The 13,407-nt window shown below is 61.2% G+C and carries 13 protein-coding genes; 4 read left to right on the forward strand and 9 right to left on the reverse strand.

Annotated elements, in window-relative coordinates:
- Positions 1–726: 726 nt before the first annotated feature.
- The 9 genes from JQ558_RS17345 to JQ558_RS17385 form a co-directional block, all read right to left on the reverse strand.
- A complete protein-coding gene (locus JQ558_RS17345) occupies positions 727–1,947 on the reverse strand; it encodes an ABC transporter substrate-binding protein (RefSeq protein WP_212294369.1) in 1,221 nt (406 codons plus the stop codon).
- Positions 1,948–2,265: 318 nt separating this feature from the next.
- Positions 2,266–2,469, reverse strand: coding sequence for a hypothetical protein (locus JQ558_RS17350; RefSeq protein WP_212207830.1), 204 nt, complete (start codon positions 2,467–2,469; stop codon positions 2,266–2,268).
- A gap of 24 nt (positions 2,470–2,493) precedes the next feature.
- Positions 2,494–2,922 carry a hypothetical protein gene (locus JQ558_RS17355; protein ID WP_312015000.1) on the reverse strand — a complete coding sequence of 143 codons (429 nt, stop codon included), beginning with the start codon at positions 2,920–2,922 and terminating at the stop codon, positions 2,494–2,496.
- 48 nt (positions 2,923–2,970) lie between these two features.
- A complete protein-coding gene (locus JQ558_RS17360) occupies positions 2,971–3,651 on the reverse strand; it encodes a site-2 protease family protein (RefSeq protein WP_212034184.1) in 681 nt (226 codons plus the stop codon).
- 52 nt (positions 3,652–3,703) lie between these two features.
- Positions 3,704–4,102 (reverse strand): GFA family protein, encoded by a 399-nt coding sequence (locus tag JQ558_RS17365; protein ID WP_212207831.1) that lies wholly within the window; start codon positions 4,100–4,102, stop codon positions 3,704–3,706.
- 1 nt (position 4,103) lies between these two features.
- Positions 4,104–4,850, reverse strand: a complete 747-nt coding sequence (locus JQ558_RS17370; RefSeq protein WP_212207832.1) for an SDR family NAD(P)-dependent oxidoreductase — start codon at positions 4,848–4,850, stop codon at positions 4,104–4,106.
- Positions 4,851–4,876: 26 nt separating this feature from the next.
- On the reverse strand, positions 4,877–5,608 hold the full coding sequence (locus JQ558_RS17375) for an SDR family oxidoreductase (protein ID WP_212207833.1): 732 nt from the start codon (positions 5,606–5,608) through the stop codon (positions 4,877–4,879).
- 119 nt (positions 5,609–5,727) lie between these two features.
- Positions 5,728–7,548 (reverse strand): IlvD/Edd family dehydratase, encoded by a 1,821-nt coding sequence (locus tag JQ558_RS17380; protein WP_212294370.1) that lies wholly within the window; start codon positions 7,546–7,548, stop codon positions 5,728–5,730.
- Between the two features lie 204 nt (positions 7,549–7,752).
- The gene (locus tag JQ558_RS17385; protein ID WP_212034179.1) at positions 7,753–8,784 is read right to left on the reverse strand and encodes a LacI family DNA-binding transcriptional regulator; all 1,032 of its coding nucleotides are present in this window, start codon (positions 8,782–8,784) and stop codon (positions 7,753–7,755) included.
- Between the two features lie 199 nt (positions 8,785–8,983).
- On the opposite strand from JQ558_RS17385, the gene JQ558_RS17390 reads away from it, so the two are divergent.
- From JQ558_RS17390 to JQ558_RS17405, 4 genes are all read left to right on the forward strand, one after another.
- Positions 8,984–10,051, forward strand: coding sequence for an ABC transporter ATP-binding protein (locus tag JQ558_RS17390; RefSeq protein WP_212272701.1), 1,068 nt, complete (start codon positions 8,984–8,986; stop codon positions 10,049–10,051).
- A 40-nt stretch (positions 10,052–10,091) separates the two neighbouring features.
- The gene (locus JQ558_RS17395; RefSeq protein ID WP_212294371.1) at positions 10,092–11,411 is read left to right on the forward strand and encodes an ABC transporter substrate-binding protein; all 1,320 of its coding nucleotides are present in this window, start codon (positions 10,092–10,094) and stop codon (positions 11,409–11,411) included.
- A gap of 106 nt (positions 11,412–11,517) precedes the next feature.
- Entirely contained in the window at positions 11,518–12,477 is a 960-nt protein-coding gene (locus tag JQ558_RS17400) for a carbohydrate ABC transporter permease (RefSeq protein ID WP_192739721.1), read from the forward strand.
- A complete protein-coding gene (locus JQ558_RS17405) occupies positions 12,470–13,405 on the forward strand; it encodes a carbohydrate ABC transporter permease (protein WP_212207837.1) in 936 nt (311 codons plus the stop codon). Before JQ558_RS17400 ends, JQ558_RS17405 begins: the two co-directional genes overlap by 8 nt.
- Positions 13,406–13,407: the final 2 nt, after the last annotated feature.

Raw genomic sequence — 13,407 nt, forward strand, 5'->3', positions numbered from 1 at the left:
GTAAATCGAAAATATTTCTGTTGTCGGCCGACCCAAATCAGTGCGCATCTATCGCCATCCCGTCCTACTCAGAAGGGCGTCGGCCGTCGTCACGGACGTTGGGCGGGTTGCGGTGGACGCTGGTTTGCGCTGAGACGATGGCGCGGACTAAGCGTACGGCAAAACCGTGTGGTCCTGGCGCCCGTTGCAGGTGTCAAGCTGTCGGGTAGGCGAGAGCCGAACGGCAGCGACGGAGTCAACCAAGAACTCGTCTCCGGGGAGATCACGGCATAAGCCGTAAAGCCATTGCGCAGGGAAGGCCGGGTGTTCTCCGCTGCCCTGTATGCTCGTGTGCAGCCTACTTAGTGCAAACCGCACACGGGACCGCGGGTGCAGCGCGCACCCGGTCTTCCCTGCGCCCTCTGTATTTAGGGCGGGAGGTTTCTGGCAAAGCTCGGGCGCATCGCGCCGCGAGAATGCGAAACTGCGTTTGGATGATGGTGCAATGACAAACACCGCTGTCGTCCCGGCCTTGAGCCGGGACCCATACGCCGCGGCCCATCGGTGAGAGCGGTGGCGTTAGAGACCTTCTGCAAACAATGACTGCCGCGGCGTATGGGTCCCGGGTCAAGCCCGGGACGACGAATAGGGTTAGCTGTTTGAAAATTGAATCAGAATAAGCGTTGCCCCAAACAAAAATGCCGGCGATCGCTCGCCGGCATTTTGCACCTGGGACGATCCGCCGGATCAGGTCTTCTTCAGCATCGGGCAGACGCTCTTGTCGAGCGGGATGAAGGCTTCCGCGGCCGGGATGGTGGCGACCAGGTTGTAATAGTCCCACGGATATTTCGAATCCGCCGGCTTCTTCACCTCGAACAGATAGGCCGGATGGATCTTGCGGCCGTCGGCACGGACCGTACCCTTGCCGAACAGATCGTCATCGGTCGGCATTTCCTTCATCTTGGCGACCACCGCGCGGCCGTCATGCGGGTTGCCGCCGAGCGCTTCCAGCGCCTTGAAGTAATGGATCAGCGAGGAATAGACGCCCGCCTGCACCATGGTGGGCGGGCCCTTCTTGTGCTTTTCGTTGAAGCGCTTGGTGAAGGCCCGGGTCTTGTCGTTGGCGTCCCAATAGAACGTCTCGGTGAAGTTCAGGCCCTGCGCGACCTTCAGCCCGAGCGCGTGAACGTCAGTGATGAACATCAGCATGCCCGCGAGCTTCTGCCCGCCGGAGACGATGCCGAACTCCGCCGCCTGCTTGATCGAGTTGGTGGTGTCGCCGCCGGCATTGGCAAGGCCGATGATCTTCGCCTTCGAGCTCTGCGCCTGCAGCAGGAAAGAGGAGAAGTCGGCATTGTTGAGCGGATGCTTGACGCCGCCGAGCACCTTGCCGCCATTGGCGGTGACGACCGCAGCCGTATCGCGTTCGAGCGCGTGACCGAAGGCGTAGTCCGCCGTCAGGAAGAACCAGCTGTCGCCGCCGGACTTGACCAGCGCCTTGCCGGTGCCGTTGGCCAGCATCCAGGTGTCGTAGACCCAGTGGATCGTGTTCGGCGAGCACTGCGCGCCGGTCAGATCCGACGACGCCGAACCGGAGTTCAAATTGACGACGTTCTTGTCCTTGGCAAGGTTGGAGATCGCAAGGCCGACGCCGGAGCTGGCGAGATCGACGAACACGTCGACCTTCTCGACGTCGATCCACTGCTTGCCGATGTTGACGCCGACATCAGGCTTGTTCTGGTGATCCGCCGAGATCAGTTCGATCTTCCAGCCCTTCGCCAGCAAACCGGAATCCTCGATCGCCATCTGCGCGGCGACGCTGGAGCCGGGGCCGCCGATGTCGGCGTACAGGCCCGATTGATCTCCGAGGCTTCCGACCTTGACGACCTTGTCGAGCGTTTGCGCAAACGCTGCACCTGCAAATACCAGGCTCGTGGTCATCACCAAAGCTGCAATGGATCGCTTCATTTCCCCTCCAAGGAATCGTAAGGATATTTTTGAATGTTTGGCTAAACTCGCAGCGCCATTATGCCCGGCATCGTGTTCGCCGCCTAGCTGCTGCGATGGATCGTGCGTGCAGGGAATATTCCATGTCGCGGTGAATTCCGGGCACGCGCCGGCGCTGCATGCCACTGAAACGCAAAACGTATCGCGTCGATCAGCGCGGATTCAAAATCATCCCGCCCTGGAATAGAAGGCCGTAGCTCGGAGGCATCGTACGGCCGCGAAGGTCACCGTCATCCCGGCAATCACGCGTTACGCCTGCAACCGTATGCCGCGCCACGGTCAGCTCTCTTTGCCCCATGCCGCAGTCTGCCCATTTGGCGTCAGGTACGGGGCGTCTCCACGCATTGCGACGAGGTCAAGCTCGATCAGTTTCGCCAAATGATCCTTGTTGAACGATCGCCTTCCGGCAATGTCCCGCAACGTCCATCTGAGATCGACCGCGTCGAGCCCGAACTGCGCAAGCGGATCTGCTTCGTTGCTCATGTCGCTTTCTTGCGCGAGGGGCGGCTATCGCCAGAAATAGCGGATGCCGACATAGACGACAACGAGGCACGCAAAGATCAGCGCCACCGGAAGCCGCGGTTTTGCCTGCGGTCCTGATGCAGCGGCCTTTGGCTTGGCAGGCGGCCGGCGAAAGGCGGTGACGTTGCCGGTGTCGGCGGCGGGATCGCTGGATCGCGTGGGAATTTCCGGCGGGGTTCCGGCGCCGCCCATCTCCGCATAATAGCTCTTGTACATCAGCTGGATGGTCGCCTCGGAAGCATCCGCATCCGTCGTCTTTTCGAGCAGCTGCTTGTAGCTGACGAGAAAACCTTGCGCCTCGGCGGGCAGGGCGGAAGCGCCGTTGAGCTTGGCGAGCATTTTCCAGGTGGCAAAATCCGCCCTCGCGCGGGTGTCGGCGCGTCGTGCAATCAACATGTCGGCAGCTTTGATCACCATGGCTCCAAGCCAACTCCTCCGTATCCGGCGTTCTCTATCTAAGGTTTATGCGTTGCCCGTGATAAAGAGAAGCGCACGGATCACATAGCCGGTCAGTGTCCGCAGTATTGCCGAAATAACATCAAGATTTAGGCCGAGCTGGCTGCCCAGGATCGGCAGCAGGATCAGGAGGCCGATCAGGATCAGCATGCCATAGGGTTCCAGCCGCGACAGCGGGTAAGCCAGCACCCGTGGCAGCAGCCCCACCGCGACCCTCCCGCCGTCCAGCGGCGGGATCGGCAGCATGTTGAAGATCGCCAGCACGATATTGATCAGGAACGCATTTTTGAGGTTGTCCGCGGTCCATTGCGCCGCATTCGCGGGCACCAGGGGCATGATATGGAAGGCAAGGGCCACCAGCACGGCCAGGACGATGTTGGTGGCCGGGCCCGCCAGCGCGACCCAGACCATGTCGAGCCGGGGATGGTTCAGATTGCGGAAATTCACCGGCACCGGCTTGGCGTAGCCGAACAGGAACGGCGAATGCGACAGCAGCAGCAAGCCGGGGAGAATGACGGTCCCGAACGGGTCGATATGCTTGAAGGGGTTGAGGCTGACCCGGCCGAGTTGCCAGGCCGTGTTGTCGCCGAGGCGATAGGCGGCAAAGGCGTGGGCGGCCTCATGCAGGGTGATGGCGAGCAGGACCGGCAGCACCCAGACCGATATGGCGTACAATGAGATGTTCAATCGATCTGCCCCGATTCACGCGCTGTGCTGGGCTCAGCCTAGCACGTCGGCGTCACTGGGGAACCGTCTCCTGGTATTGCGGTAGGCCGTCGTCGAGTCGTACCCAATCGACCTTTTCCGAGACCCAGATGTGCTCGGTCGGCGCAAAGGTGTTGCGGTCGTCGAAGGCGGCAAGCGCGACGCCGACCACCGTGCCGTTGGTTCGCCGGGAAAACAGACGGGTGCCGCAGGCCTTGCAGAACATCCGGTCGAGTGCGTCCGAGGATAAATAACCCGCAGTGTCGCCCTCGACCGTCAGCGCGCGCTGGTCGAACAGCGCGCGGGCAAAGAATGGCGATCCCATCGACTTCTGGCAATTGCGGCAGTGGCAGATCCGGATATTGACCGGCTCGCCGTCGGTCTTGAACCGGACCGCGCCGCACAGGCATCCGCCTTCCCGGATCGTGCCCATTTCAATAGGTCGCCCGGCCGCCGGAAATATCGAACACGGCGCCGGTCGAGAACGCGCAGTCTTCCGACGCCAGCCACGCCACCATCGACGCTAACTCCTGCACCAGCAAGAAGCGGGCTTTCGGGATTTTCGCCAGCATGAAATCGATGTGCTGCTGCGTCATCTGATCGAAGATCGCGGTCTTCGCGGCCGCCGGCGTCACGGCGTTGACGAGAATATCGTGCGCCGCCAGCTCCTTGCCGAGCGATTTTGTCAACGCGATTACACCGGCCTTGGACGCCGAATAATGCGCGGCGTTCGGATTACCTTCCTTGCCGGCGATCGAGGCGATGTTGACGATACGGCCGTATTTGTTGGCGAGCATCGCCGGCACCACGGCCTTGCAGCAGATGAAGGGACCGTCGAGGTTGATGGCCATCACCTTGCGCCAGTCTCCGAGGTCCATCTCCCAGACGGTCTTGTTGGCACCGGTGATGCCGGCATTGTTGACGAGGATGTCGATCTTGCCGAACGCTTTCAGCGTCGCCTCGCGTGCGCTTTCGACGGCGGCCAGATCCGAAACGTCGACCTTGAATGCCCTGACATTGTCGCCGATTTCCTTGGCCGTCTTTTCCGCGAACGGCAGGTCGTTGTCCCAGATCGCGACTTTCGCGCCGGACGCCACGAAGCGTTCGGTGATCGCGCGGCCAAAACCCTGCGCGCCGCCGGTGACGACGGCGCAGCGGCCGTTCAGATCGATCTTGTTCATGCCGGAATCCCTTGATCGCGTGGCCGTTAGAGCATGTAGCCGCCATCGACGACGAGGTCGACGCCGGTGGTGAATGCGCTTTCGTCGCTCCCAAGATAGATCGCCATGGCCGCGATTTCCTCTGCGGTACCGAGGCGGCCCATCTTCTGGCGGGCAACGAACTTCTCGCGTCCATCCGGGCCGGCGGCGGCCGCGCGATCGAGCATCGAAGGTGTCTCCACGGTGCCGGGGCAGATGCTGTTGCAGCGGATGCCCTGATTGATGAAGTCGAGCGCAACCGCGCGCGTGAGCAGCGAAACCGCCGCCTTGGACGCACTATAGACATAACGGTTGGCCGGCGGCCGCAGCGCCGCGCAGGACGAGATGTTGACGATGCTACCGCCGCCGCCCGCGATCATGGACGGCAGAAACGCCTTGATGGTCCGGTGCATGGATTTGACGTTGAGGTCGAACGAGAAATCCCAGTCTTCTTCCGAACACTCCATGATGGTTCCGTGGTGCACGAAGCCCGCCGCATTGAGCAGGATGTCGATCTTTCCAACGCGCTTGGCGAAAGCGTTCACATCGGCGGTGCTGCGAACGTCGAGCCGTGCCGTCTCGGCAATGCCTTCCTTGCCGAGGGTGGCGATGCCGCTTTCATTGATGTCGGTGGCGATGACGGTGGCGCCTTCACGCGCGAATGCAATTGCGCAGGCACGCCCGATGCCCGCCGCCGCGGCGGTGACGACAGCGCGCTTTCCCTTCAGTCGATCAGACATCTTCTTCTTCCTTTGAACCTTAGCGAATTATCTTCGGTGTCATACGCGGGCTTGACCCGCGTATCCATCTTCTCAAGAGGGATGGGTTGCCGGGTCAAGCCCGGCAATGACATTGCAGCTTAATGATTATCCCGCGCCACACCGACCGTGCCGGCGATGTCCTGATAGCGCGTCGCGAACTCCATGCAGGCGCCGGTGGCTTGCTGGCCGACGGTCGAGCGATAGAGTTCCTGCCACGGCGTCTGGTTGGCCGGATATTTGAAACCGCCATTGGCCTTGAGATCGGCATGGCGCTGCTTCAATTCGGCGTCCGGGATCAGGATATTGGCGGAGCCCTTGTTGAGGTCGATGCGAACCTTGTCGCCGGTCCTGAGCACCGCAAGCCCGCCATTGGCGGCGGCCTCCGGCGTGGCGTTGAGGATCGACGGCGAGCCCGAGGTGCCGGACTGCCGGCCGTCGCCGATGCAGGGCAGGGACAGGATGCCGCGTTTGATCAGCGCCGCCGGCGGCTGCATGTTCACGACCTCGGCGCCGCCGGGATAGCCGATCGGACCGGTGCCGCGCACGAACAGGACGCAGTGCTCGTCGATATTGAGCGCGGGATCGTCGATCCGGTCATGATAGTCCTCGGGACCCTCGAACACGATGGCCCGGCCTTCGAACGCGTTGGGATCCTTCGGATTGACCAGATAGCGGTCGCGGAATTCCTTGGAGATCACGCTGGTCTTCATGATCGCGGAATCAAACAGATTGCCGCGCAGCACCAGGAAGCCGGCGTCCTTCACCAGCGGCTTGTCATAGCTCCAGATCACGTCGCCATCGGGCTTGGCCGCCTCGCGGCAATTCTCACCCATGGTGCGGCCGTTGACGGTCTTGGCGTCCTCGTGGATGCGCTTGTGCGCCATCAATTCGCGCACCACGGCGGGCAGGCCGCCGGCGCGGTGGTATTCCTCGCCGAGATAGAAACCGGCCGGCTGCATGTTCACCATCAAGGGAACGTCGTGGCCATGCTTCTGCCAGTCGTCGATCGACAATTCGACGCCGATATGGCGCGCCAGTGCGTTGATATGGATCGGTGCGTTGGTCGAGCCGCCGATCGCCGAATTCACCACGATGCAGTTCTCGAACGCCTTGCGGGTCAGGATGTCGGACGGCTTGAGATCCTCCCAGACCATCTCGACGATACGCTTGCCGGTCTCGTAGGCGATCTGGCCGCGCTCGCGATAGGGCGCGGGGATCGCCGCACAGCCCGGCAGCGACATGCCGAGCGCTTCCGCCAGCGAATTCATGGTGGAGGCCGTGCCCATGGTGTTGCAATGGCCGACTGAGGGGGCGGAGGAGGCCACGATATTCATGAACTGCTCGTAGTCGATGTCGCCGGCGGCCAGTTCTTCGCGCGCCTTCCAGACCACGGTGCCCGAACCCGTGCGCTTGCCCTGATGCCAGCCGTTGAGCATCGGGCCGCCCGAGAGCACGATAGCGGGCAGATTGACGGTCGCGGCCGCCATCAGGCACGCCGGGGTGGTCTTGTCGCAGCCGGTGGTCAGCACCACACCATCGAGCGGATAGCCGAACAGGATTTCGACCAACCCGAGATAGGCGAGGTTGCGGTCGAGCGCCGCGGTCGGGCGCTTGCCGGTTTCCTGGATCGGATGCACCGGGAATTCCATCGCAATCCCGCCGGCCATACGGATGCCCTCGCGCACCCGGTGCGCCAGTTCGAGATGGTGGCGATTGCACGGCGACAGATCATTACCGGTCTGCGCGATGCCGATGATCGGCTTGCCGGACTGCAGTTCTTCCCGGGTCAGGCCGTAATTCAGATAGCGCTCCAGATAGAGCGCGGTCATCCCCGGATTGTGCGGGTTGTTAAACCACTCGAGGGAACGAAGCCTCCGTCCCTTGCCATTGCTGGCACCATTGTTGTCATTTTTTTTCATTGGTTCCTCCCGCGCTGCAAACTGTCTCGAAATTCTCTTGGGCGGCTCTCATCACGGCAGCGATTTCCACCATGCTCAAAATTTCATCCGCTGCAAACGCGGCCGCGCATCCAATTCATGACTCGCTTGTTCGATCCTAGTTCGCGCCAAAAGACAGCGCTACCATTTTCTATGCAACCCCGCATGAGCCCAGCGAAACAAGGCTCAAGCCGTCTGCGGGGTCGAACTTTCGCGGATCATGAGTTGAAAACCGAGGTCGAGGACCGGTTCCCGAGGCCGGCGACCCTCGATCGCGTCGATCACCATGGTGATCGCGTGGCGGCCCATCTCGTAGCGGTTGGTGCGCACGCTGGTGAGGGAAGGGACGGCGGAAGCCATAAATTCCAGATCGTTGAAGCCGACAATCGCCATCTCGCCGGGAACCGATATCTGGCGGCGCTGGCATTCGAACAGCACGCCGAGCGCAAGGTCATCATTGACGCAGAATACCGCGTCGATATCCGGCGTCTTCGCAATGAGATCTGCGAACAGCGTACCGCCAAGTGTCACGGTGGTCGGCACCGTCGTTGTGACGACGAGGTTTGGATCGAACAGCGAGGCCGCCTTCATGGCGTCGCGATAGCCGTCGAACCGCCGCTGCACGCGGGGATCCATCCGCGCGCCGAGGAAGCCGATGCGCCGGCGCCCTTGCTCGAGAATATGCGAAATGGCTGCAAAACCGGCATCATAATGCGAAAAGCCGATCATCATGTCGACCGGGCTGTCGCCGATCTCCATGATCTGCGCGACCGGGCAATCCATGGTCTCCAGGATGGCGCGGGATTCCGCGGTCTGGTTGATGCCGGTCACGATCAATCCGGCCGGCTTCTGCGCCCGGAACAGCCGCAACATCTTCTCTTCCTGCAGGATGCTGTAGCGCGTATTGGTCAACTGGATGCTGTAGCGGCTCTGCTCGGATGAATCGTAAATGCCACGCAAGACGTCGGCGAACACGCTGTTGGTCAAAGACGGAATCACGACGCCGATGACTTCGGTGCGATGCGAGGCCAGCGCGCGCGCCGCCAGATTGGGCACATAGCCCAGTTCCTTTACGGCGCTGTCGACGCGTTCGCGTTTGGCGAGCGACAGCGCATCCGGGTTTCTGAAGAAGCGGGATGCGGTGATTGGCGACACGCCAGCCAGCTTGGCGACCTCGGTGAGGCGGATTTTGCCAGACTTCGTCGGTTTTCGTGCCATTCCGCGCTCTTACCATAAGAAACTAGACAAATGAACAATTATTGACAGCGCTACCATCGCATTGCTAAAAACCGCCAAACTGCGGATGATAATGCTTGGCTGAATTCGGCTGTATGGCATTAGAGTCGAACAAGACAGCGTGGCGCCGATCTTACATCCGATGGCGTCAGAAAACAGAAATTGAGGGGAGAGAAGTCCGATGTCGTCGGTACAGATTCGCGACGTGCGAAAGTCGTTCGGTAATTTTGAGGTTTTGCACGGCGTTTCGATTCCGATCGAGGACGGCGAGTTCGTCGTGCTCGTCGGCCCCTCCGGTTGCGGCAAATCGACCCTGCTGCGGATGCTCGCGGGCCTGGAAAACATCACCTCAGGCACGATTTCGATCGGCGACAAGGTGGTCAACAATGTCCAGCCGAAAGAGCGCGACATTGCGATGGTGTTCCAGAACTATGCGCTCTATCCGCATATGACGGTCGCCGACAATATGGGCTTCTCGCTCAAGCTGCGCGGCGCCAAGCCTGAGGAGATCTCCACCGGCGTCAAGCGCGCCGCGGAAATCCTGGCGCTGACCCCATTGCTCGAGCGTTATCCCCGGCAATTGTCCGGTGGTCAGCGTCAGCGCGTCGCGATGGGCCGCGCCATCGTTCGCGATCCCCAGGTGTTCCTGTTCGACGAGCCGCTGTCCAACCTCGACGCCAAGCTGCGCGTCGCGATGCGCACTGAAATCAAGGAACTGCACCAGCGCCTGCGCACCACGACGGTCTACGTCACCCACGACCAGATCGAAGCCATGACCATGGCCGACAAAATCGTGGTGATGCATGACGGCATCGTCGAACAGATGGGCACGCCGCTCGAACTGTACGATACGCCGGCCAACCAGTTCGTGGCGGGCTTTATCGGTTCGCCGGCGATGAACTTCCTCAAAGGCAAGGTGAAGTCGAACGGCATCGCCGGTTTCGAAGGCCCGAACGGTGTCAGGCTGCCGCTGATGTCGGCACCGGCCAACTCCGAAGGTAAACCGGCGGTCTACGGCGTCCGGCCCGAGCATTTCACCATCGCCGATGACGGCGCCGAAGCCGAGATCGTGGTGGTCGAGCCGACCGGCTCGGAGACCCAGGTCTTCGCCAAGCTCGGCGGCGAACAGGTCGTCGCCGTGTTCCGCGAGCGACATCAATTCAATCCGGGCGACAAGATCCGGCTGAAGCCAGATCCTGCGCTCGTCCATCTGTTTGACGAGACCACAGGAAAGCGACTGAACGCCTAAAAAACATAATCAAAATCAAATTCACAGGGGAGGATCTACCATGCACGATTTTACTCGCCGCTCGCTGCTTCAAGGCAGCACTGCTATGGCCGCGGCTGGCGCGCTGACCGGGCCTGCACTGCTGGATTTCGCCAAGGCCTGGGCGCAAGCCTCGCCGTGGAAAGCGGAGCCGGGCGCCAAGCTGACGGTGATGCGCTGGAAGCGTTTTGTGCCGGCGGAAGACGATGCCTTCAACGCCATGGTCGCCGCCTTCAAAGCCGCGACCGGCACCGAGATGAACGTGTTCAGCGAGTCCTTTGAGGACGTGCAGCCGAAGGCGTCCGTCGCTGCGAATACCGGTTCCGGACTGGATGTCGTCTGGGGCCTGCATACGCTGCCGCAGCTATTCCCGACCCAGGTGATGCCGCTGAACGACGTCGCCGATTATCTCGGCAAGAAATACGGCGGATGGACCGAAGCCGCGGCTATTACCTGTAAGCAGGGCAACAACTGGCTGGGTATCCCGGTCGCCACCATCGGCGGCTACATGACCTATCGAAAGTCTGCCGTGGACAAAGCGGGCTTCAGCGAGTTTCCCAAGGACTTCCCCGGCTTCCTTGAACTGTGCAAGGCGCTCAAGAAAAACAATACCCCGGCGGGCTTCGCGCTCGGCCATGCGACCGGCGACGCCAATGGCTGGCTGCACTGGATCCTTTGGGGTCACGGCGCCTATACCGTCGACAAGAGCGACAAGGTGATCATCAACTCGCCGGAGACCCTGAAGGCGCTGGAATACACCAAGGCGCTTTCGGAAACCTTCATTCCGGGTGCAGCGTCGTGGAACGATGGTTCCAATAACAAGGCGTACCTCTCGGGCGAACTCTATGTCACCGCCAACGGCATCTCGATCTATGTCGCGGCCAAGGATGACCCGACCAAGAAAGAGCTCACCGAGGACACCTATCACGCGCTGTATCCGGTCGGTCCGATCGGCAAGCCGACTGAACTTCAGCTGTGCGTCCCGATCCTGGCGTTCAAATTCACGAAGTATCCGAACGCCGCCAAGGCCTTCATCGCCTTCATGCTGGAAAAGGAAAACTACGACAAGTGGCTGACCGGCGCGCGCGGTTATCTGACCCACACGCTCAACGCCTACGACAACTCGCCGGTCTGGACGGCAGATCCGAAGAACGCGGTGTTTGGCCAGGCCAGCAAGCGCGCGCTTCCGGCTTCCGGCATCGGTACCCCCGGCGAGAAGGCGGCGACCGCGATCGCCGACTTCCTGGTGGTCGATATGTTCGCGAACTATTGCACCGGCCGTGAGACCGCCGCCGGTGCGATTGCGATCGCCGAACGGCAGCTGAAGCGCATCTATCGCTGATGACAACAGCTACGGGCGGCACGCAAATGCCGCCCGTTAGTTGCCGGATGCTTCGCTATCGAGGACGAGACGGCGCCACGGCCGTTACACTTGCGGGATTTTGTCAATGGCTGACGTCGCCCTCCAACCCCGGACTGCCAGACGGCCGATTCGCGAGGCGTCGAGGTGGGACCTGATCAAGGCCAACCGCAACTATCTCGGCTTCTGGTTCATGCTGCCCGCGATGGTGTTCCTGGTTCTGTTCCTGGCTTATCCGCTGGGGCTGGGAATCTGGATTTCGTTCACCGACGCGCGCATCGGCAGGCCCGGCGCGTTCGTCGGCCTGGAAAACTATGAGTGGCTGTGGGGCGACTCGATCTTCTGGCTGTCGGTATTCAACACGCTGCTCTACACATCCGTCGCCAGTGTCATCAAGTTCGCGATCGGTCTTTATCTCGCGCTGCTGCTGAACGAGAACATGCCGTTCAAGGCCATGCTGCGAGCCTTGGTGCTGATCCCCTTCATCGTGCCGACGGTGCTGTCGGCGCTGGCGTTCTGGTGGATCTTCGATTCGCAGTTCTCGATCATTTCCTGGTCGCTGAAGCAGATGGGACTGATCACCGACAATATCAATTTCCTCGGCGATGTGACCTGGGCGCGGATCTGCGTGATCTTCGCCAACATCTGGCGCGGCGTTCCCTTCGTTGCGATCACGCTGCTGGCCGGGCTGCAGACGGTGTCGCCGTCGCTTTACGAAGCCGCGACGCTCGATGGTGCGACCAGCTGGCAGCGGTTCCGGTTCATCACCTATCCGCTGCTGACGCCGATCATTGCCGTCGTGATGACCTTCTCGGTGCTGTTCACGTTCACCGATTTCCAGTTGATCTGGGCGATGACGCGCGGCGGTCCGGTCAATGCTACGCACTTGATGGCGACGCTGTCCTATCAGCGGGCGATCATCGGCGGCGTTCTCGGTGAGGGGGCCGCGATCTCGAATGCGATGATTCCGTTCCTGCTGGCGGCGATCATGGTCTCCTGGTTCGGACTGCAGCGCCGCAAGTGGCAGCAAGGTGAAAACAATGACTGATCTGCCCACACAGAGGCTCGACCTCAAAGGGGTGTTGTCGGGATCGTCGCGAACGGCGGCTGCCGACGATCATTCCGTCGGCATGAGCTATCTGGAGTCGCTGCCGCGGCGCCTGGTGACGCTTTATATGCCGCTGGGGATCATCGTGGTCGTGCTGCTGTTCCCGTTCTACTGGATGGCGCTCACCGCCATCAAGCCGGACGAGCAGTTGCTCGACCTCAATACGTACAATCCGTTCTGGACCTGGAATCCGACGTTCAAGCACATCTACAAGCTGCTGTTCGGAAGCTACTATCCGCTTTGGCTGTGGAACACGATGTATGTGGCGGTCTGCTCGACCGTGCTGTCGATCTTCGCCAGCGTGCTGGCGGCCTACGCCATCGTGCGGCTGCGCTATCGCGGCGCGCAGTGGGTTGGCGGGCTGATCTTCCTGTCCTATCTGGTGCCGCCCTCGATCCTGTTCATTCCGCTCGCCACCGTGGTGTTCCAGTATGGGCTGTTCGACACACCGTTCGCGCTGATCCTGACCTATCCGACCATCCTGATCCCGTTCTCGACCTGGCTGTTGATGGGCTATTTCAAGACCATCCCGTTCGAGCTGGAAGAGTGCGCGCTGATCGACGGCGCCAGCCGATGGCAGATCCTGACCAAGATCGTGCTGCCGCTGGCGATCCCGGGATTGATCTCGGCCTTCATCTTCTGCTTCACGCTGTGCTGGAACGAGTTCATCTACGCGCTGACTTTCCTGACTTCGGTGCAGAACAAGACGGTGCCGGTCGCGATCGTCAACGAATTCGTCGATGGCGACGTCTATCGCTGGGGATCGTTGATGGCCGGTGCGCTGGCGGGCTCGCTGCCGCTGGTTATCCTTTACGCCTTCTTCGTCGAGCATTATGTGTCGGCCATGACGGGAGCCGTGAAAGAGTGAGC

This window comes from Bradyrhizobium sp. AUGA SZCCT0160, from assembly GCF_018130105.1.
In the GTDB taxonomy this organism is placed as follows: Bacteria; Pseudomonadota; Alphaproteobacteria; order Rhizobiales; family Xanthobacteraceae; genus Bradyrhizobium.